The following is a 20548-nucleotide window of genomic DNA, read 5'->3' as shown; positions in this document are numbered from 1 at the left end:
CAGACCTTATGCGCACCATTCCATGGCATAACGACCGGCACCTGATCCCCGGTTGATCCAACCGGTGCATTCTTGCAGGATTCAAGTTGCCGTGAAGTTTTTTGAGGCCTCACAATGCTTAGATCTATTGTTGATTATGTTACGACACCTTCGAATTTCCTGATCCTGCTCATTGTTTTGGGTCTGTGCCTGATCGTCATGCGCTGGCGACGGTTGGGTTTGTTCAGCGGCGCGCTTGGTACGATCGGGCTTTTGATATTTGGTTACAGTTCCGCCGGGGAAGTGCTGATGGCGCCCCTAGTGACGCGTTTTCCGCCTGTTTCACTCGAAACGGTCCCTGCCCCCGATGGCATCGTGGTTGTAGGCAGCGGCATCAACGAAGTTCATGCCCAGCATACCGGCGCTTTGTTGGAATTGAAGGAAGACGGGGACGCTGTCCCGATCGTGGGATTGCTTGCACAACGCTACCCGCAGGCGCGTATCGTTGTCACCTCGGGCAGTCCTCTCCCTCCCCCATTGGGACCCGCCTACGGCATCCAACGTATTCTTCAAGAATTCGGTGTCGCCAAAGATAGGATCATCATCGACGCCACATCGACCAACACGGTTGAAAGGGTGCGCAATGCCATAGCCTTGATCGGCGAAGATAGGAAGAAAACGTGGTGGGTCATAACATCTGCCCACCGTATGCCCAGGGTAATCGGCGTCTTTCGAAAGATGGGCATGGAGCCTGTACCTTACCCCGTTGACTTCCGTTGGATCCCGCCATTTGACCCGCTCTATACTTACCATTTGACGGATGGGCTGCGGATGACAGACTTGGCGTCTAAGGAATGGAGAGGCCTCGCTCTCTACTGGTATCAAGGGCACACCGATACCTTTTTTCCATCACCCTGAGCATCATCTATCTTTTGCGACAAAAGTAACTTCTGCCTACCGAAGTGGTTCGCCGAAATCATCTCAGCACCGTATTCCTGTTCTAGTGCCTTTTGTTGTCGTTGGCTGTGACGCAGACACATGCAGCCAGTCCCTCCAACCGTCCAACGAAACTGCGTCTGATATACGGTTTTACTGCTTCGGACTTTTCAACCATAACGCTTAGACAAACGCAGGGGCATATGACTTCTCCGGCACGTACTTTCTCGAACACGAGTGCCAACGCAGCTGCTGCAGTTGATTTGCTCAACCTGTCGTTGACCGCTATCCAAACACGTTCTGAAATGACGATCATTGGTCGCAATATGTCTGCAGCGCGAAAAAAATCCCACCAGTCTGGGATTAGACTGCCCAGATTCCGCCCTCACGACAGAGTTTCTGGGCAAGCCTGCAGGACAGCTCACTAATCAAGGATCAGAGCACTTATCTTGGTCTCCGCCCCAGCATCTAGCTTTCTTGTGTGGCTTTACACCGATGTCCGCGGACTGGCAGCCTTTCTGATGTCATTGTCATTTTCAAAGCACTACTGATTAGGGTCAGGCTCCATTGATTTTGGCATTGTGGCATGATCCACCGGTCAAAAAACAGGCGGTGATATGGACGCCTTTGTCTGGCTGATCGATGGGCAGATGACGCATTTGGAGCTCTATTTCCCAAAGCGCAGGTATAAGCGACGCAATCGTATCGAGATCATGTTTGGCCGATTGAAAGACTGGCGACGGGTTGCAACTCGATACAACCGCTGTCCCAAGGCCTTCCTCTCCAAAATCGCCCTCGCAGCTGCCATCATCCGTTGGATGTGAGGCCCGAATTTAAGAACCATTCAGGCGGTAACGCCGACCAGGGAGAGATTCTAGCTCCAGGTCAGTGCCGAATCCATCGGCATCACGTTCCTGCCATTCTGTATCCCACAATGCTAATAATTTTCACGACGGACTATCTGACAACAAACTCAGCGTGAAGTGCTCCAGCCGCTTTTATGCTCTTTAGGATATCGATCATGTCTCGAGGAGCAACGCCAAGTGCGTTTAGGCCCGCTATCACCTCTGACAAGGATGTGCCCCCCGGAACTTCGGCAAGGCCGGGGCCATCTTCTTCTTGTAGATCCACGGTCGTCCGGGGGACGACGACAGTTTCGCCTTCTGCAAACGGGTTGGGCTGTACGGCCAGTGGCTGTTCCTGAACGCGCAATGTCAGGTTGCCTTGCGACACCGCAACACGGGAGATACGCACCTCGTCACCCATCACGATCGTTCCTGAGCGCTGGTCGACCACGACCCGAGCTCTGCGCTCCGGTTCAACCGCTATGTTTTCAATTCGCCCCAGTGCGTGCGCAACCGACCTCGCGCGGGTCTGACGAACGTCCAAGGCAACAGTGCCCGAATCCAGCATGGTTGCAACAGGTCGACTGAAGACGGCATTGATAGCATCCTCGATCCTCGCTGCTGTTGTGAAGTCAGGGTTGCGGAGGGCGAGCCGCATGTCTGTTAAGTTGCTGAGTTCAAATTCAATTTCCCGCTCAATGCGCGCTCCGGATGGAATGGTGCCTGATGTTGGCACACCTTGCGTAACACGCGCACCGTCTCCTTCGGCAACGGCGCCTCCCGCAATGATTGTGCCCTGGGCAACGGCGTAAATCTCGCCATCCGCGGCGTTCATCGGGGTCATGACCAACGTTCCACCCAGCAGGCTTTTTGCGTCGCCAATCGCCGATACTGTAATGTCGATCTGGCTGCCGCTGCGCGCAAATGGTGGCAAAGTTCCAGTCACGATGACCGCCGCAACATTCTTGGGGCGAAACTGCTCGCCAGTGACATTGACTCCCAGACGCTCAAGGATGTTCGTCATAATATCTTCGGTAAACGGCGCGTTTCTAAGGCCGTCTCCGGTTCCGTCCAGCCCAACAACAAGGCCGTATCCCACAAGATCATTGCCACGCACCCCATCGAAATCGACCAAATCCTTGATCCGAACAGGGCTTGCTGCTGCAACGCCTCCAACGAGCAATGCGATTATGCAGATGAGGGGCCTTATCATCTGATGAAGTTGACCAGTGACAGGTCGGATGTACGAGCGGTGATCGTGTACAAGCTTTGAAGCTGGAATTGGACTGCCTCCAATTGGGTTGCGGTTTCGTAGGGGTCGGCTTCCAGAAGTGCGCCTTTTGCGAGCTGTAGAGACGTATCGCGGGCTGCATTCCGAGCCGTGACCGTATCAATGCGTGCTTCGGCAGCCCCAACGCCGCTTTGGGTCGCTGTCAGTGCCTCTTTCGCCTCCAAAAGGCTTATGCCAGCTCTTACCAGCAGGTCACGCTGGTTTCCGGCTGATAGCCCCAAGCCGCTATCAGCCGCCACAGCTGCCAAAGCGACCCCCTTGAACAGGTCGCGAAACACTTGGTTATCCGCTTTCAAATCAACCGAAATTTGTTCATCTTCTGCCAATTGAAATGGCGCGATTGAGGCGTCGGAGCCGGTATATGCCGAGGCGCGAAAACCGGCTGGATCATCAAACCATTGGTCAACAGCTGTTTCGATGTCGGACACGGTTGTGTTGCCTGCAATAGCGGTCCGTAGATCGGCAAGGATCACGTCAGCACTGTTCAGCGCCGACTGGTCCGTTGCCGCGCCCGCAAAGATCGATCGTCCTGCGCTGGATGTGTTAAGAACCGACACGAGACTTCTCAACTCGTTTTCTGCATCAGTCGACATTTGCGCCAATACCGGTCCATTGGCGCTGGCTCCGACTGCAAGAAGCGCGGTGCTGAGCTGGCCAACCCCGAAATCCACGCGATCAAGCGCGCTTTGCACTGACGACGCAAATTGTGCGGCTTCTGTTCCCGCCACCTTGTAAGCCGCAAGACCGCGCAAATCGCTTTCTATATCCGACAAGTAGGCAACATTTCCAGCAAGGACCGACTTGGTGTCGCTGACTTGGCCACTTGCCAGTTCCTCAGTCAAGCGGGCCATATCCGCCTTGATGGATGCACCACGTCGTTGTAACAGAAATGTCTGCGCGAGGTCGCCCAATCCGTAGCTGTTCATTGTCAAATCCTCAGAATCATGTCGAACATTTCATCGACCGTTGAGATGACCCGTGCGTTTGCGGCATAGGCTTGCTCCAGGATCATCAGGTTTTGAATCTCCACATCTGTGTCGACGCCTGCCGCCAGCTCAACCTGCTGCAACTCGGCAAATTGAGCAGAGGCGAATGACATCTGTCGATCTGCTCTGAGCCGTTCAGTCCCGATTTGGGATGACATGCTGACCACGATGTCCTTCAAACTGAGCGGAGCCGACCCAAACTGAGTGGACGCTTGCGGTCGTGTCGTCTCCAGAACATCGGTTAGTGCGATCAAGAGTGTCGCATCACCGGCCTCGCCTGGTGTGGCTGCACCCAAACCGTCGCGCATGCGCCAGGTTTCGCCGCCCTGGTCGGGATCGACCAGCGCATTGAGAGAAAGGCGACTGGCCAAACCAATTGCGGCTGCAGGATCCATCGGGTTGTTCGCGTCAGTGAACAGCCCCGCATCACCGACCCCGAGCGTGGGATCAACGGTGCTGTCTTCGAAGCGTTCGATCAGATCGCGGGCAACTGCATCGATCTGCAACTGGGCTTTCGGGGCAATTTCGTCCCTTATTTCGAATTGTGCGCCCAACGTTCCACCATGCAAACGACCATTTGCTGAAGACGTGTTTACTGAGATCCCGTTGAGTGTCAGGCCCGACAGCGTTCCATCGTCTATGGACTCGTATGGTGTGACAAGGTTGGCTGGTTCAAAACCAACTTCAACGGCCTGACCTTCGAGCAGTATCGCTCCGCCGACAGAATATAGTGACACTGCGCCTCGGTCTCGCGGGATTGTCCGAACCGGGACCATTTCGCTTATCTCATCAATGAATTGCTGGCGCTGATCCTCTAGGGCTGGCAGATCGATGTCATTTACATTGCTTGCCACAATGCGGGCATTCAGCGTCTCAACGCCTTTGAGGGCGTCATTTAGTCGTTTGACCTGTGTGTTGATGCTGTGATCGGCTTGGGTGCGTGCATCTTGAATGCCTTGCGCCACCGAATTGATCGATTGGGCGAGGTCCTTGGCCGCGAAAGCCGCCGCCGTGAGACGTTCTGCGGCATCTGGCCTGCTACTCGCCGTGATCAAGCTTTGTTCGAAATCAGAAATGCGCGCAGCGAGCGACGCCGGATTGTCCGGTGTTCCAACCAAGTCTTCGATCCGCGTCAGTGCCGCCGCCGTCTCACTGCGATAGCCAGTCTCCGCTTCGGCGAGCCGTCGGTCGTTGATGATTTGCTGATCGACATGCCGCGTGATGCCGTTGATCCGCACGCCAACAGCACCGCCACCGCTGTCAGATGAAACCGAGAGCGTTCGACGCACATATCCCGCAGTGTTTGCGTTCGCAATGTTCCCCGATACGACTTCCGAGCCGCGGCTTACCGCCCGGATGCCCGACATGGCCGAGGAAAGTGCACTGGTCAGTGACATGTTGCCAACTCCCGCCTTCGTTCACTTAGGTTGTCGAAATTACCGTTTGATATTGGTGGTTTCCTGCAACATTTCGTCCACAGTCTGGATGACCTTGGCATTTGACGAATACGCCCGCTGTGTCTGGATCATGGCGGTCAACTCGCCAGCAACATCAACGGCGGATTCCTCGCGCGCATAAGAGACGATATCCCCGGTCGGCCCGTCACCTGCATCCCATAGGAAAAAGCTCCCGCTGTCGGGGGAGGGCAGATATGTCTGCTGATCCAGGGCCACCATGCCGTTCGGATTGGGAAGGTCGACCAGCGGGATTTGAAAGATTGTCCTGCTGATTCCGGTGTCAAAGAAGGCTGTCACAAAGCCGTTCGCATCTACTTCCACACTTGTCATATTACCCACCGGGGACCCGTCTTTTGAGATCGACAGCGGTGCAAAGCTGTCTGACAGCTGTGTGAGGCCATCACTTTCGCCCAATTGCCCAATATTGATTTCCAGGGGGCCACCCTCGGCATTGATGACGATATTGCCGGTGGCCGGATCATAGGCTCCGCCGCTTGTCGTTGTGACTGACGCCAATGTGCCGCCAGCAGTCCGGCTGTCATCAAACGTCAGAACGTATTCTCCGACCACTGCCCCGCCCAGGGCTGAGTCGGTCAATTGCATCGTCCATTCATTTGATGTGCCCGTGCCTGGAACCGTTGGTGTGAAACTCACGTTGATGGTTTCAGATGTGCCCAGGTTGTCGAAATACTCGATGGACAGGTACTGTGCTTCCCCCACCGAGCCTGCATCTGTATCGGTAGCAGGCAGATTTACCCCAAGCGACATCGCTGTTGTCGGTTCGCCCGAAAACTGGTTCACATTGATTTGCACAGGCTGAAGCCCATCCGATGTATCCCGTGGGAACGTTGGCACTGTCCCATCGGCGAGAGCCGGCCAGCCAAGCAGAACAAGCCCTGAATCAGACCGCAGATAGCCCTGCGCATCAGTGCGGAACGAGCCGGTTGTGGTCAGCAACATCTGGCTATTGCCGTTCGACACGTTCACATCGCTGCTTTGCGCGACAGGCAGCATACCCCGTCCGCGCACGGCAAGGTCTGTTGCATTCGACGTCGATACCAGAGACCCGCGCTGATCGATCAGCCGCGAAGTCGAGGCACGAACTCCCCCGGCGGAGTAGCTTCCACCGCTGGACGAAACGACAAGCGACTGAAAATCAGTCTGAACACGTTTGTACCCGTAGGTCGAAGAGTTCGCGATATTGTCTGAAATGGACGCAAGCCGCGTCGCGTTTGCCTGTAGCCCTGCAACACCTGCATTGAGCGAGGAAGAGATTGTCATGGACACGCCTTTCTGCTGTACCGACCGAATTTGGACAACAGATAGGCGGGCCGCCTTAACGCAGGGCTAACAGATAAAATCCAAGCTATTCCTGCCAATCACTCCCTCAGGAAAATCACCTCCAGCCGGTTGTTGCGAACGGCCATCGGGTTCTTGACGGCGGCCTCGCGGTCCGCGTGCCCGGTGACCCGCTCGATCCGCTCGCTTGGCACCCCTGTTTGTTTCAAAAGCCTACGCATGGCATCCGCCCGCGCCACGGACATCTTCCAGGTTGATCGTTCTGCAATGACAATAGGTTGCGCCTGCACATGCCCTTCAACTGAAATATCGTTTTCGACTGTCCGGGCGGCTTCCATGATCAGTCTGGACAGATCCCGCAACAAAGGCGTTGGGATATCGGTTCCTTCTTCGAACAGCGGGGTGTCCTCAAGCGCGAATATCTCGACCACCAGGCCCTCATCGGTCAGACGAGTCACGATGTGTCTGAGGTCATTGTCCATGACCTTCGTTTCGCCGCCTTTGCCCAGCAGTTGGGCCTCAAGTGACTCGAATGCTTCATCCTGTGCCGCTGTGAGGTCACCCTGATCACCTGATCCGGTGTCGCCACGTGCCTGCTTGGACTCAGTTGGACGCTTTGATGATGCGCCCGTACCGTTCTGAGGCAGCGTTACCTCGGAAAACACGCTGTCGCCGCCAAACGCACCATCCCCACCGCCGGAAATGCGGTTGATTGGAATCGTCGGCGAAAAGTAGTCCGCGATCCCCTTGCGTTGCTTTTCGGTTGTTGCATTCAGCAGCCACATCAACATGAAGAAGGCCATCATCGCGGTCACAAAGTCCGCATAGGCCACTTTCCAGGCGCCACCATGGTGACCACCGCCGCCTGACACCTTCTTTTTCTTGATGATGATTGGCCGCGCATTGGCTTGCGCGCTCATTTCCCACACCTCATTTTCACCCGATCCGAGGCGTATCACGCAGCATGTTACGGCTGGCTTAACACATAGAATTGTCGACAATTTGCGGCCCATGGTCTTGTGCCGGCGCTCAGGCAATGCGCAGATATGACATGACCTCTTCCTTGCATGATAGCCGGTATGCGTGGCTGCGGCTTGCGCTGACCCTTGCCATTGCGATGGTCGCCAATGTGGGCATGTGGGCCATCATCGTGATAATGCCTGCCGTTGAAGCAGAATTCGGCGTCAGCCGGGCGTCGGCAAGCCTTCCATATACCCTGACAATGATCGGATTTGCCGTGGGCAACTTTGTTGTCGGACGGGCTGTCGATACCTGGGGTGTGTCGCGTGTTCTTGTTGTCTGCGCCATCGCCATCGCGAGCGGGTACGGGTTGGCGACGCTCAGCGGGTCCATCCTAAGCCTTTCCATGGCGCAATTGCTGATCGGGTTCGGAACGTCTGTTGGCTTTGGTCCGTTGATTGCCGACATCTCGCACTGGTTCCTCAAACGGCGCGGCATTGCCGTGGCGATTGCGGCCAGCGGGAATTACCTGTCTGGCGCCATCTGGCCGATCCTGCTTGCGGACATTCTTGAGGATCAGGGATGGCGCGCGGCCTATGCGGTGCTGGCGATGTCCACGCTCGCCATGGTCATCCCGCTGGCCTTTGCATTGCGCCGCCAGGTTCCGGACAGCGCTCACCAATTGGCCGAAGCCGCGTCGAGTGCGAATGCAGTCTCATCCGGCCTGTCGCCGCGGGCATTAAGCTGGCTTCTCGGCCTTGCGGGTGTGGGGTGCTGCGTTGCGATGTCCATGCCGCAAGTGCACATTGTCAGCTATTGTGTTGACCTTGGATACGGCCCTGCCGTTGGGGCGGAAATGCTGGCGCTCATGCTGCTGGGCGGAGTTGGGTCACGCTTGGTCTCAGGTTTTCTGGCGGACCAGTTGGGGGGCGTTAAAACACTGCTTCTGGGGTCTTTCCTGCAATGCATTGCGTTGCTTCTGTACCTACCGTCGGATGCGCTGATCTCGCTCTATGTCGTCAGCTTGATCTTCGGGCTCAGTCAGGGCGGGATCGTGCCCAGTTACGCTGTGATCGTGCGGGAATACATGCCCGCACGAGAGGCCGGCACGCGGGTCGGGTTTGTCATGATGGCAACCATTCTTGGCATGGCGCTGGGCGGTTGGATGTCGGGCTGGGTCTATGATGTGACGGGCAGCTACCAGATGGCGTTTTGGAACGGGATCGCCTGGAACGGGTTGAACATTGCCATCATGCTCTGGTTGCTCAGCCGCAGCAGATCCCAAGGGATGTTGCGCACAGCATGACCTACGGTGCGATAGGGGCGCTTGCGCTGCCACAGCTGCGCTTCAGCTGCTAACCCGGTAAGGCGGACGTGTCGTCCGCCCGCGTCAGCCCTTGTCCGGCACCATGGGACCGCTGAGGTGATCCTCTCCCCGAATGCGGGCCAGTTCGATCTGTTTCTGGCGTTCGCGAAAGCGGGCTTTGTCCTCGTCGCTGGTCTCATCCACGCAGTGGTGGCAGCTGACGCCCGCCTCGTATTCCGGACGGGCTTGATCAGCGGGCAGAATGGGCCGACGGCAGGCGTGGCACAGCTGATGCGGCCCCACCTCAAGCCCGTGCCCTACGCTTACGCGCCCATCAAAGACAAAGCATTCGCCCTGCCACGTGCTGTCCTGCGCGGGCACCTCTTCGAGGTATTTCAGAATGCCACCCTTGAGGTGAAACACATCCTCGACACCCTGACCCAGCAGGTAGTTGGTCGATTTCTCGCACCGGATGCCACCCGTACAGAACATCGCCACCTTCTTGTTGTGAAAGCGATGCTTGTTTTCTTCCCACCACGCGGGGAATTCACCAAAGCTGCGGGTGTGCGGGTCAACGGCGCCATCAAAGGTGCCAACGGCCACCTCGTAGTCATTGCGGGTGTCGATGACCGCCACATCCTCGCGCCCGATCAGATCGTTCCAGTCGGCCGGATCGACATAGTGTCCAACGCGTGCGGCCGGATCGACATCGGGCTGGCCCATGGTCACGATCTCGCGCTTCAGGCGTACCTTCATTTTGCCGAAAGGTGGAGTTTCGCTGGCGCTTTCCTTCCACTCCAGATCGGCGCAACCAGGCAGGGCGCGGATGTGGGCCAGAACCGCTTCAATTCCCGCACGCGGTCCTGCAATGGTGCCATTGATCCCCTCTGGCGCCAGCAGCAACGTGCCCTTCACATCCTGTCCGCAACACAGCGCGGCCAGCGGCCCCTTGATCGCGGCAGGGTCATCGAAGCGGGTGAAGTGGTAAAGGGCGGCAATGATGTACATGGCCGCGAAATAGGCGATGGGTGTGCCCTTGCGCAAGGGGGCGGGCGGGTGTCACAACGTCGCCAGGCAACGCAAGGAGGCTGATCCATGACCCACGCCCTGATCGTGATTGACGTGCAGAACGACTTTTGCCCCGGTGGCGCGCTGGCCGTGCCCGGCGGGAATGACATCGTGGCGGGTATCAATGCGCTGATGGCCGACTATGACGCGGTTGTTCTGACACAGGATTGGCACCCGACTGGACATTCTTCCTTCGCATCATCCCATAATGGCAAAGCCCCGTACGAGATGATCGACATGCCTTACGGCCCGCAGGTCCTGTGGCCAGATCACTGTGTTCAAGGAACGGAGGGTGCCGCCTTTCACTCTGACCTGAACACGGGCCGTGCCGACATGATCGTGCGCAAGGGATACCGCCCGACCATCGACAGCTACTCGGCCTTCTTTGAAAACGACCACGAAACGCCCACGGGGCTGGAAGGATACCTGCGCACACGCGGGATCACCGACCTGACCATGGTGGGGCTGGCAACGGACTTCTGTGTGAACTTCTCGGCGGTGGATGCGGCTAAACTGGGGTTCAATGTGACCGTCCGGACGGACCTCTGCCGCGCCATTGATCTGGATGGATCACTGGCATCGGCACAATCCGGCATGACAGGGGCTGGCGTCACGCTGGCCTGACTTGCCCCCGTGCGCCGGAATGGGGCACAACAGGCCACCAAAGCCAAGGAAGCGCACCCATGGTCGACATCGCCACCCGTGTCTGGAACCACAAATGGAAGATCGACCCGATCGTGCGGTCGCTCATCGACACGGATTTCTACAAGCTGCTCATGTGCCAGTCAGTGTTTCGGAACAAGCCTGACACCCAAGTGACATTCTCCCTCATCAACCGATCAAAACACGTCCCCCTCGCCAAGCTGATCGACGAAGGCGAGCTGCGCGAGCAACTCGACCACATCCGGTCATTGTCCCTGCGCCGCGGGGAAAGCACGTGGATGCGCGGCAACACGTTCTACGGCAAACGCCAGATGTTCACACCCGAATTCATGGACTGGTTCGAAGCGCTGCGCCTGCCCGCCTACCACCTCGAACGGCGCGACGATCAGTACGAGTTGACCTTTGAAGGGTCCTGGCCCGAGGTCATGCTGTGGGAAATCCCCGCGCTTGCGGTTCTGATGGAGCTGCGCGGGCGGGCCGTCCTGAACGAAATGGGCAAGTTCGAGCTTGAGGTCCTCTATGCCCGCGCCATGACCAAGCTCTGGGAAAAGATCGAACGCTTGCGCGGCCATAACGGGTTGCGCGTGGCCGATTTCGGCACAAGACGGCGGCACTCCTTCCTATGGCAGGATTGGTGCGTGCAGGCCATGGGCGAGGGGCTGGGCGCGCAATTCGCAGGCACCTCGAACTGCCTGATCGCCAAGAACCGCGATCTGGAGGCCATCGGCACCAACGCGCACGAGCTGCCGATGGTCTATTCGGCACTGGCACAAACAGACGCAGAACTGGCGCAAGCCCCCTATGACGTTCTGAGCGACTGGCACGACGAACATGACGGCAACCTGCGCATCATCCTGCCCGACACCTATGGGACCGAGGGGTTTCTGGCCCACGCCCCCGACTGGCTCGCAGGCTGGACGGGCATCCGCATCGACAGCGGCGATCCCGCAACGGGGGCCGAAGTGGCGATCAAGTGGTGGCAGGACCGGGGCGAAGACCCCCGCGAAAAGCTGGTCATTTTCTCGGACGGGCTGGATGCAGACAAGATCATCGAATTGCACCAGCAATTCGCGGGCCGGGTCAAAGTGTCCTTCGGCTGGGGCACAATGCTGACGAACGATTTCAAGGGGCTGACGCGGGACGATCGCCTCGCGCCCTTTTCGCTGGTGTGCAAAGCGGTGTCGGCCAATGGCAGGCCGACGGTCAAGCTATCGGACAACCCCAACAAGGCGATGGGTCCAGAGGCCGAGATCGAACGGTACAAGAGAGTGTTCGGGGTAGGAGAGCAGCGGGCTGTAGAGGTTGTGGTTTAAGAGCGCCGCGAACGCGCCAATCCGAGAACTGTGACAAGCGCGCAATGACCATTTCACAACTCGCCACGACGATGGAAAACGGCCAGACTTGCGCGGCTGCGTCAGTGCTAATGAGTGTTACCGGCATTTCGCTCCGGTTGGGCATAGTCGTGCCCCCTGAAAAGGCATGAAGTCCAGTCGAGTACCAAATGGAAAAGCCTAACAGAACCGCTACGTTCGGCAGAAACTACTGAAACTCGCATTATTATAAAGAAATTTAGGATGGCGAAATTAATACTCGCCACAGATATTCTGAACCACTTCCCACAGCCTTAGCCTCTTTCAGAAAATTCCTTAATTTAGATACATGATATTGGAGAGTTGACCTACATAATAGCAGCAAATTAAACTGCTGCATGTGGAATAGCAGGGATGGGCTAAGCTTATTCAGCGCTACCTTTATCAGACAATACTATTCGTTATTTTTCAAACCGTTGAAACCGTCTCCAACATCCAACTTCGAGGCGAACTCAGTTGTACTATCTGCTTGGCGGTTAAATAATTTCACGCGGCCCTTGTTTTTCCTCCACCCACAGAACACTAATGCAATGGTTGAGATCATCGTTATGGAAGAGCAACCCATGTTATCTTTTGATTTTCAAAACGCCGAAATCTCAGGTGAAATTCGTGCCGATCACTTTGGGCTGAACCTCGTGTCACAGTTCGAATCGACCGAAGACAATTTCCACTGGCAGGTCTTTGACGAAGTTGCCGAAGCAACGAATGCTGGCACAATCCGGTGGCCAGGTGGCGAGAATGCAGAATTGAGAGTTATTTCGCCGGAAGAGCGTGAGCCGCTTACATCCTACATGGGCACTGGATCACAATCGGCGCAAACCTATCTGCAAGAAACAAATGTGCCCAACGAAACATCCTTCGCGGAAGCGGTGGAATTTGCAGCTTCGTCAGGACGCGACATTGCATTTATTGTCCCGACCAATCCGCTTGTTGATGAGGCCGGGCTTCTAAAGACGGGCCCAGCGCTGGAGGCTGCGCTTGCGGACCTCGAAGCCTACCTGACGATGGCAATCAGCATTGCAAACGGGGATGACGTACGCATTTCCTCCTTTGAAATTGGCAACGAATACTGGGGAACGCTCTTTGCAAACGCCCGACAATACGGAGAAGGAGCTGCCTCTGTCGCCAGTACGTTGGACACAGTGTTAAACAGCTTTGACCTGTTCGATGGATTTGGTGTCCCAGATGTATTGATCCAAATCCGGGGTGATGCAATCGACGGCTCCAGTGTTGGCGGTACAGCAGGATTGCTGGAGAGAAACGCGAATGCTTTGGACGCGTTCTCGAACGCTGGCGGGTTGGAGTTGATCGACGGCGTCGCAGGTCACTTCTACTTTCAACCTGGTCGCGCGTACGGCGATGTCTCCCACAGCTTCGGCACGATTGACGATAGAATCGAATTTTATGACGACTTGCGGTCGGTGTGGCAGAACGCTGCCGGGAGCCAGAACATCGAGCTGCATTTCACTGAGTGGAATGTCCTTTCTCAAACTTTGGCTGACGGAACGGATCTTGGAGGCAACGACAATCAGCAGGTGGCGTATGGCCTAAAGCAAATCACGCCTGCGTTGGAGATTTTCTCCTCGATGCTGTCGGTCGATGCAGATTCGGCACAACTCTGGTCTGCGCTCTATCGCTCTACCTCGCTCGCATTGAACCCTGGAGCAGCCCAACTCGAAAACGGTCTTGGCCTTACTGTTTTTGGACAGTTCTTTGGAAGTGAACTCACCGAGCTGCAAGGGCATCGATATGTCGAACTTGGAAGTGGCGGTGCGGGGCATGAAGAGAGCCATGACGCACACATGTTCGTTGTCGAAGAAAATGGCGGCACAAGCGCACGCTTTTTCTTGTCCTCTCTGCAGCAAGCCAACCAGACATTGGACTTGGACCTGTTTGCTCTAATGGCGATCCCGGACACGGTCGAGATGTCGATTATCGGGGTTGAAGATCAGGGCGTGGAGGATTTGATCAGAACGGATGTCGAACTTTACAATGTGCCCTATTTTCTCAATCCAACAGGCACGCTCACAAGAACCCAAACAAGCACCACAGTAGATTTTTCATTAGGCATTCTGTCCGATGTCGTGCTCGCCAGTTACGAAATTGCGAGGCTGGAGTTCGATATGTACGAAACCCGCATCGACGGCACGGCGACCTCTGAAAACTTGATTGCGGAAGCGGCCACGGACGACATGATTTTTGCCAACGGTGGCAATGACTGGGTTCGATCAGGAAATGGCCGAGACTTTGTCCACGGTGGTGACGGCGACGACGCAATCTACGGTGGAGAGGGCGCTGACATTCTGAACGGCGGTTCAGGAAACGACTATATCGTCGGAGGAGACGGAATCTTTGCCGACCGACTCTTGGGTGATTTGGGAGACGATACTCTCATTGGCGGCGACGGCGATGACACTTTGGAGGGTGGAGACGGCTTCGACAACATTGACGGAGGTGTTGGAGCTGATGAGTTGCGTGGTGGCGATGGGAATGATGAGCTGTTTGGTCAGAGCGGTTCGGACATGCTCTTTGGTGACAATGGCAATGACACTTTGAACGCGGGCGCTGGCAATGACACTCTGCTGGGCGGAACTGGGAATGACAACCTGACCGGCGGGCTAGGCTTTGACAGTATTTTGGGTGGCGCAGGTGATGACACATTGTCTGGTCAAGAGGGCTTTGATTCACTGTTCGGCGGTGCAAACAATGACTCATTGGTCGGTGGTGCCGGTAACGACCTTCTCGAAGGTGACGACGGCAACGATGCGCTGAACGGCGGCATCGGAGCAGACACGCTAAGCGGTGGCAGTGGTGCCGACACACTCGCTGGTCTGAATGGTTTTGATCTTCTGTTCGGAGGCACTGGCAACGATGACTTGTCCGGTAATGCAGGCAATGACACTCTGAACGGTGGTGAAGGGAACGACAGGCTTCGAGGCGGTCAGGGAGCTGATGTCTTTGTGTTTGAGAGTGGGAACGACATTGTTCGCGATTATTCTTTGATTGTTGATGCGCTCGAAATCGAAGCTGACTTACTAGATGAAGCGACACCTCAGGGCAGTGATCTGGCCAACTACTCTAGAGTTGTGAACGGAAACCTCGTGCTCGATTTTGGCGATGGTCACACCCTGACAATCAACAACGTGACGAACGTTGACCAACTGTTCGATGATGTCATCTTTATATAGTAAGACGTGCGCGTCGTACGCGGTGCGTGGAGCGTTTCCGTTTACGCCTACTGCAGGCTTCAACGGAATTTCCTGCATACTCAACAGTAAGATAGTTTTGGGGCCGCCGATTATGGCCCTCACCTAGGCCAATCGATATCGGATGCACTAGAGCCAACCCTCCCGCATAAATCAAAACTCGGCTTCTTTCCCAACGACCACATGGTCATGGATCATCACGCCAGCTGCTTCACAATCATCCAGTAGTTGCCGCGTTATGTCATTGCTTTGATAACTTGGAGCTGGATCACCCGACGGATGATTATGCACTAATATGATGGCGCTCGCGTTTATGGTCCGATGAAGTTCCAGGCTACAAAGTTGCCGAAGTCCAGCACGCTTTTGCCATCATACATAATTCCGCGTGCACGCGCAGTTACAAGGCGGCGCAAGTCACGACGAATAGCCGAGATGTTTGACCTAATTTGAGCTTTCGCACAGCTATGTCACTGGAGTTTGACCATTCAATACATCACCGTGTTGAGCGTGATGGAAACAGGTACACCATCTTCGACCTGTGCACTGCCGCGCGCAAGCAGCCAGCCGTCTTCGCGCTCCAAATGCGCAACGACCCGTAGGGTTGGCGAAGCGGAAGAGCTTACGGGCCTTGTCAGGGAAAATACGATCTGACGTGACTTACCGTTGCTTTCGACCCGTATTTGTTGGTCCCCAAGCCGCTTTTTGGCCTGATTGGCAGGGTCCTCCAGAAAGATCTCAATTTGGCCTTCTGGGATAACCTTGCCACCCTCATATGTCACGCCGCCCTGCATATCTCTAGATTGAGCTCCCACTGTTCCGGCAACCACGGCAACACCCGTTAACACTATTCCGACAGACAAGGTACGGCGATTGATCTGGGGTGTCATTGCGGCATCTCCCTTAGCTGGTAATTCGATTGCACAGAGCGTGCTGGAACCGGAAAGGGCGCATTGAAAGCGCCCTTTCCCCAGCGCGTCAGATGATAATGAAGTTGTCTGCCGACAGGTCCAGATTTCTACTCAGTTGCGCAAACTGGATTGCGTCACCATCACCCGAGCCATCACCGTCATAAGACAACGCACCGCTGTCGGTGTTATAGATGATACGGTCATCGCTGTCGCGGGCAACACCCATTGCACTGCTGTGGAACGCTCTGAATGACAGCGCGCCGTCGTCGCCCAATTCCTCGAAGATAAGACTGTCCAGAAGGATTAGATCCTCATTGGCTTCGAAGTCCCTGACCTGGTCGACATTGCCCTCCCCGAGCTCTGTGGAAAAGCGGAATGAATCCTCTCCCATTCCACCAGTGAGCATATCAGCCCCCAGCCCACCATCCAGCAGGTCGCTGCCTCGACCTCCGAGCAGTACATCGGCACCGGCCTCACCTGGTTCAGCAGGCGCTGGCGGGAAGTCGACCGAGACGTTGAGCGTGTATGTCGAGCCTTCTGGGACGGCTTCCGTCCAGCCACCTTCCGTGGACTCTGCCGTCCAACTGCCTTGCAGGATGTAGTAGGTGCCGGTTTCTTCGACGACGTAAACCGTGCTTGAGTCCCGGATAGAGGTGGAGCCGGGGTCGCCACCGCCATCGTCATTCTCGGTAACGATATCTCCATTGCTGTCCAGGAGCCGAATCCAACTGTCGTGCACGTTTGGATCGGCGATTCCATCGACGTCGATCGACAGGATTGTGCCGGCTGCAAGTTCGATGCTGTAGTATCCGCCCTGGCCATTCCCCGTGGCTTCGACGGTTGTGTGAAGCACGGTTGTCGAGTCGAAGATGTTTGGGTCTTCGACCAGCGAAAAGTTATCTGAAATGTCGAATGCGGTGGCTATTGAATTGTTCGTCGCATCCGGTCCAAGCGTGGTGTAGCCGGTGCCCATTCCGGGTGTCGGTAGCGCGTCGCCCTGATAGGCGAAATCGCCGAGCAAGGTGTCATCTCCATTACCACCACGCAACGTGTCATCTCCCCCCTGTCCAGTCAGAACGTTGGCGGCTGCGTCCCCCACAAGTCGATCATCGAAGCCTGACCCGGCCAGATTTTCGATTGAGACATAGGTATCTCCTTCGGATGTTTCATGGCGCAGATTGAGCATGACCCCGCTGGTCGCAGCGGAATAGTCTGCCGTATCACTGCCTGAACCGCCATCCAGCAAATCGCCGCCGCCGCCACCAGTCAACGTGTCGTCGCCTGCGCCAGCAGACAGCCCGTTCACCCGGTCGTCGCCAATTAGCCAGTCATCGTGAAATGAGCCCTGCACATTTTCAAAGCCGACGAGGATGTCGTGCTCGATCGCTGTACCGCGGCCTACGATCTGAACAGGTCCAGTAGCATCGCCGCCCATTGCCATGCCATTGACGAGGTCGACCGTTACGCCGCTTGAGCTGTTTCTGTAGACGACAGTGTCGATGCCTTCGCCACCGTCCAGATAGTCCTGACCGGCGCCGCCGATGATCACGTCATCGCCACCTTCGCCGTACAGAATGTCACCGTCTCTTCCGCCGTCCAACGTGTCGTTGCCATCACGGCCGTTGAAAACGTCTCCGCCGCCCTGACCAATGAAGTGGTTGGCCGCGGACGTCCCGATAAAGCGGTCGATGCGGTCATCGGATCCAATCAGGCCCTCAATGCTGTAGAACGTGTCGCCCGATGCGGTGCCGCCATTTGCAAAGTTGGTTTCAAGATTGACGATAAGCTGAAATGGGCTTTCGCGACTGTAATCAACGGTGTCGCTGCCCGCGCCCCCCCTGAAGACATCGACGCCGGCCTGGCCGCTCATCATGTCGTCACCATCACCACCATCTAGAAGGTCGTCGCCCTGCCCACCCAGAATGGTGTCGTTGCCATCGCCGCCATAGAGGGCGTCGTTGCCGTCATCGCTCTCGGTCTGGTCCTCGAGATCTTCAATGTCGATGGTGTTGTTGATGTCGCGGCTGGCAAGAGAATCTGTGCCACCAATTATGATGTCATCGCCGCCAAGCCCAAAGATGGTATTGTCGCCTGCCCCCCCGTCGATCATCTCATCGGTATCGTCACCGAATATGATGCTGGTCAGCGTGTTGTCGCCAGACGTGGGAGGTGTGTCACCATCATCCTCGTCCAGTTCGGCGATTGAGCCATCGACATAGATGATGTTTTCAACATTTGCGATATTTCCGATTTCCAGATCTCTGGACATCACAATGACGGTATCATTGCCGCCATCCAACTCTTCGCGCACCACGTCGTCGAGGGAATCCACGAAATAGACGTCGTCACCGCCGCCCCCGGCCATCCGGTCACCGCCACCGCGGCCATCCAACACGTTGTCGCCGTCATTCCCGATCAGAATGTCGTCATATTGGCTGCCGATCCCATTTTCGATGTAGTATTCGGTCTCGTCCTCATTGTGGCCCGCAAAGATGGATACGTTGTTGTTATGGCCGTTCACGCTGGAAAACTGCCCGGCGCGCATGTCCAGGATCGTGCCAGCGATCGAGCCGGAAAAGTCCATCGTATCGGTGCCGCCGGTGTCGTGGATGACAAAGCCGATATCGCGCTGCATCCCCGACGAGGTGAGTTCGTAGCCGTATTTCGTGCTGTTGAACCCATAGACATCATCGCCAGTGTTCAGATTGATTGTCTGATAAGTCCGCACGCCTTCTTCGTCGACGGTCGAGAAATAGTTGCGGATGACCGCTTCGATATCACCCATCAGCGGGGTCGCTGCGGACCAGCGCGTGTCTTCGCCCACATCGATCCCGTCGAAATAGGACATGACGCTGTATTGCTGCCGGTCATAAGTCCAGGTGGCGTTGTTGAGATAGTTGATCTGCACGCCGCCGGGGCCGCTGTAGTTGTAAAGGCCGGGGTGGTTCAGGCCGAACTCATGGCCAAATTCGTGAATGAAGGTGTCAAAGACATAGCCGCCAATATCGGTCAGATTGGGCTCGGTGTCGTGGAACCGCTGCCCAACGCTGATGTACCGGTTGCTAGAAAAGGCGCTGCCATCACTTTGCTCGCCAATCTCCGGGCTGACGATCTCCATCCAGTCCGTGTCTTCGTCGTATGGTGTGTCATAGACGATTTCGAATTCGAATGGCGTGACCGACGCCCACATCTCGAGCGCGCCAACGGCGGCTTCTTGATACTCGGGATGGTTGCTGAGCTCGGAAACGTTGATCCGGAGCGGTTCTGCGGCGATCTCTGGTGTCAGGCTGCGCGGCAGTGCGCCGAGGTAATCGAGATAGGCTTCGTAATCTTCACTTTTTCCAAAAGGGTTGTCTGGTGTCTGATCGTTGACCCACCATGGTTCACTGGCATCGTCGGTGTTGATTTGCACGTTGGTCGACGTTTGGCCTGACCCTTCATCGGCGGGCGAACCTGGCGCCTCGGACGTGTTGGCGGCGTTTGTGGATTCGGTAGAGTCGCCCGACTCGACAGGAGCCGCGGCGTTTTCGTCGAGTGCCGCAAGATCGGGCATCATCGCTGTAAGAGCGACCGCTTCACCCAAGTTCACCTGGAGCCCAGTCTTTTGAAGACCGATCTTTCCAAAAGAAGATTCTTGTTCGGGGCCGTACCCCAGTTCGCACATCATGCACATTTTCAGATTATCCTTTTGTAAAGACGCCCATGTCGTGAGTTCAGGTCGCCGGGGAGAACGAGTGACGCTCAGATGCTTTGTTGATCACGTCAAAATGGTTAGACTCCTTGCGTTTAGGGCAGCCGATCAAAGCAGCGTGTGGATTCAGAGAAGACCACTGACTTCGCGCCAGGCTGCGATAGTCCACTTTCCTCTCTTGTGACCGGTGACCCCCAACATCTCATTCCGAAAGGATCGCCGCGTTACAGTCCCTGGACGAAACGCAGCACTGTCAAAGCTGGGATGGTCTCGACCGAAATTTTGGTCATCGCAGTCTTGGTCTTTGTCAAAAGGATTGACCGGCGTCCGGTCGTTCCTCCGCCACTGGTCGCTCGTTTGGTTCAAAGATTGCAACTTCAGTGACTCCTTGAAGAACAACCGAAAGCTGTTACGGCCGTCCAGGTTCGACAAAGCCAGTTATCAACGGGCTTCGCGTGTGCTGACTTCGATGGCAAAGGGGCTGTCTGAAAAACGTGACACCTTCATCAAAAGTTGATGCGGCGTTTCTGGCGTAGAGAAAAATCTACCTACGCTTGTATTTTCGAGATTTGGGCATTGAGTT

At 56.1% G+C, this 20548-nt stretch carries 15 protein-coding genes and 1 pseudogene; 6 read left to right on the top strand and 10 right to left on the bottom strand.

What is annotated here, in order from left to right:
* The first annotated feature begins 114 nt into the window (after nt 1-114).
* The gene (locus tag AC53L6_RS04975) at nt 115-897 is read left to right on the top strand and encodes a YdcF family protein (protein ID WP_496907027.1); all 783 of its coding nucleotides are present in this window, start codon (nt 115-117) and stop codon (nt 895-897) included.
* 82 nt (nt 898-979) lie between these two features.
* On the opposite strand, the gene repC is transcribed toward AC53L6_RS04975, so the two are convergent.
* Nucleotides 980-1279 (bottom strand): replication initiation protein RepC, encoded by a 300-nt coding sequence (gene repC, locus AC53L6_RS04970; RefSeq protein WP_496907539.1) that lies wholly within the window; start codon nt 1277-1279, stop codon nt 980-982.
* A 307-nt stretch (nt 1280-1586) separates the two neighbouring features.
* Here repC and AC53L6_RS04965 point away from each other — a divergent pair.
* Nucleotides 1587-1739: pseudogene (locus tag AC53L6_RS04965) on the top strand (transposase); the annotation flags it as partial.
* A gap of 133 nt (nt 1740-1872) precedes the next feature.
* On the opposite strand, the gene AC53L6_RS04960 reads toward AC53L6_RS04965, so the two are convergent.
* The 5 genes from AC53L6_RS04960 to AC53L6_RS04940 all read right to left on the bottom strand — a co-directional run bounded on the left by AC53L6_RS04960 (nt 1873) and on the right by AC53L6_RS04940 (nt 7713).
* Nucleotides 1873-2973 carry a flagellar basal body P-ring protein FlgI gene (locus AC53L6_RS04960; protein ID WP_299204334.1) on the bottom strand — a complete coding sequence of 367 codons (1101 nt, stop codon included), beginning with the start codon at nt 2971-2973 and terminating at the stop codon, nt 1873-1875.
* Entirely contained in the window at nt 2970-3977 is a 1008-nt protein-coding gene (locus AC53L6_RS04955; RefSeq protein ID WP_299705031.1) for a flagellin, read from the bottom strand. The genes AC53L6_RS04960 and AC53L6_RS04955 overlap by 4 nt, the downstream gene beginning before the upstream one ends.
* A gap of 2 nt (nt 3978-3979) precedes the next feature.
* Nucleotides 3980-5434, bottom strand: coding sequence for a flagellar hook-associated protein FlgK (gene flgK / locus AC53L6_RS04950; protein WP_472726623.1), 1455 nt, complete (start codon nt 5432-5434; stop codon nt 3980-3982).
* Nucleotides 5435-5473: 39 nt separating this feature from the next.
* A complete protein-coding gene (locus AC53L6_RS04945; RefSeq protein WP_299204343.1) occupies nt 5474-6775 on the bottom strand; it encodes a flagellar hook protein FlgE in 1302 nt (433 codons plus the stop codon).
* A gap of 98 nt (nt 6776-6873) precedes the next feature.
* On the bottom strand, nt 6874-7713 hold the full coding sequence (locus AC53L6_RS04940) for a flagellar motor protein MotB (RefSeq protein WP_496907026.1): 840 nt from the start codon (nt 7711-7713) through the stop codon (nt 6874-6876).
* A 116-nt stretch (nt 7714-7829) separates the two neighbouring features.
* Between AC53L6_RS04940 and AC53L6_RS04935 the strand changes: the two genes are divergently transcribed.
* Nucleotides 7830-9059 (top strand): MFS transporter, encoded by a 1230-nt coding sequence (locus tag AC53L6_RS04935; RefSeq protein ID WP_496907025.1) that lies wholly within the window; start codon nt 7830-7832, stop codon nt 9057-9059.
* An 84-nt stretch (nt 9060-9143) separates the two neighbouring features.
* On the opposite strand, the gene trhO is transcribed toward AC53L6_RS04935, so the two are convergent.
* Nucleotides 9144-10067: an oxygen-dependent tRNA uridine(34) hydroxylase TrhO gene (trhO, locus tag AC53L6_RS04930; protein ID WP_496907538.1), complete on the bottom strand. Its 924-nt coding sequence runs from the start codon at nt 10065-10067 to the stop codon at nt 9144-9146.
* An 87-nt stretch (nt 10068-10154) separates the two neighbouring features.
* Between trhO and pncA the strand changes: the two genes are divergently transcribed.
* The 3 genes from pncA to AC53L6_RS04915 all read left to right on the top strand — a co-directional run bounded on the left by pncA (nt 10155) and on the right by AC53L6_RS04915 (nt 15348).
* A complete protein-coding gene (pncA, locus tag AC53L6_RS04925) occupies nt 10155-10751 on the top strand; it encodes a bifunctional nicotinamidase/pyrazinamidase (RefSeq protein WP_496907024.1) in 597 nt (198 codons plus the stop codon).
* Nucleotides 10752-10810: 59 nt separating this feature from the next.
* Nucleotides 10811-12103: a nicotinate phosphoribosyltransferase gene (pncB, locus tag AC53L6_RS04920; protein ID WP_299204352.1), complete on the top strand. Its 1293-nt coding sequence runs from the start codon at nt 10811-10813 to the stop codon at nt 12101-12103.
* 620 nt (nt 12104-12723) lie between these two features.
* Nucleotides 12724-15348, top strand: a complete 2625-nt coding sequence (locus tag AC53L6_RS04915) for a calcium-binding protein (RefSeq protein ID WP_496907023.1) — start codon at nt 12724-12726, stop codon at nt 15346-15348.
* Between the two features lie 171 nt (nt 15349-15519).
* Here AC53L6_RS04915 and AC53L6_RS04910 read toward each other — a convergent pair whose 3' ends face one another.
* The 3 genes from AC53L6_RS04910 to AC53L6_RS04900 all read right to left on the bottom strand — a co-directional run bounded on the left by AC53L6_RS04910 (nt 15520) and on the right by AC53L6_RS04900 (nt 19863).
* Nucleotides 15520-15666: a JAB domain-containing protein gene (locus AC53L6_RS04910; protein WP_496907537.1), complete on the bottom strand. Its 147-nt coding sequence runs from the start codon at nt 15664-15666 to the stop codon at nt 15520-15522.
* 185 nt (nt 15667-15851) lie between these two features.
* Nucleotides 15852-16253: a hypothetical protein gene (locus AC53L6_RS04905; protein WP_299204357.1), complete on the bottom strand. Its 402-nt coding sequence runs from the start codon at nt 16251-16253 to the stop codon at nt 15852-15854.
* Between the two features lie 88 nt (nt 16254-16341).
* Nucleotides 16342-19863, bottom strand: coding sequence for a M10 family metallopeptidase C-terminal domain-containing protein (locus tag AC53L6_RS04900; protein WP_496907022.1), 3522 nt, complete (start codon nt 19861-19863; stop codon nt 16342-16344).
* Nucleotides 19864-20548: the final 685 nt, after the last annotated feature.

This window comes from Tateyamaria sp. LSS28 (assembly GCF_059611725.1).
Note: the sequence above shows the minus strand (reverse complement) of the source record. Positions and strands in the feature narration are given on the sequence as shown.

Excerpts from the sequence above, each read along its gene's own strand:
- AC53L6_RS04915 (WP_496907023.1), top strand. The coding sequence starts at position 12,724 with ATGTTATCTTTTGATTTTCAAAACGCCGAAATCTCAGGTGAAATTCGT.
- AC53L6_RS04940 (WP_496907026.1), bottom strand. The coding sequence starts at position 7,713 with ATGAGCGCGCAAGCCAATGCGCGGCCAATCATCATCAAGAAAAAGAAG.
- AC53L6_RS04935 (WP_496907025.1), top strand. The coding sequence starts at position 7,830 with ATGCGCAGATATGACATGACCTCTTCCTTGCATGATAGCCGGTATGCG.
- AC53L6_RS04955 (WP_299705031.1), bottom strand. The coding sequence starts at position 3,977 with ATGAACAGCTACGGATTGGGCGACCTCGCGCAGACATTTCTGTTACAA.
- AC53L6_RS04945 (WP_299204343.1), bottom strand. The coding sequence starts at position 6,775 with ATGACAATCTCTTCCTCGCTCAATGCAGGTGTTGCAGGGCTACAGGCA.
- AC53L6_RS04905 (WP_299204357.1), bottom strand. The coding sequence starts at position 16,253 with ATGACACCCCAGATCAATCGCCGTACCTTGTCTGTCGGAATAGTGTTA.
- pncA (WP_496907024.1), top strand. The coding sequence starts at position 10,155 with ATGACCCACGCCCTGATCGTGATTGACGTGCAGAACGACTTTTGCCCC.
- AC53L6_RS04960 (WP_299204334.1), bottom strand. The coding sequence starts at position 2,973 with ATGATAAGGCCCCTCATCTGCATAATCGCATTGCTCGTTGGAGGCGTT.
- AC53L6_RS04975 (WP_496907027.1), top strand. The coding sequence starts at position 115 with ATGCTTAGATCTATTGTTGATTATGTTACGACACCTTCGAATTTCCTG.
- pncB (WP_299204352.1), top strand. The coding sequence starts at position 10,811 with ATGGTCGACATCGCCACCCGTGTCTGGAACCACAAATGGAAGATCGAC.
- flgK (WP_472726623.1), bottom strand. The coding sequence starts at position 5,434 with ATGTCACTGACCAGTGCACTTTCCTCGGCCATGTCGGGCATCCGGGCG.
- trhO (WP_496907538.1), bottom strand. The coding sequence starts at position 10,067 with ATGTACATCATTGCCGCCCTTTACCACTTCACCCGCTTCGATGACCCT.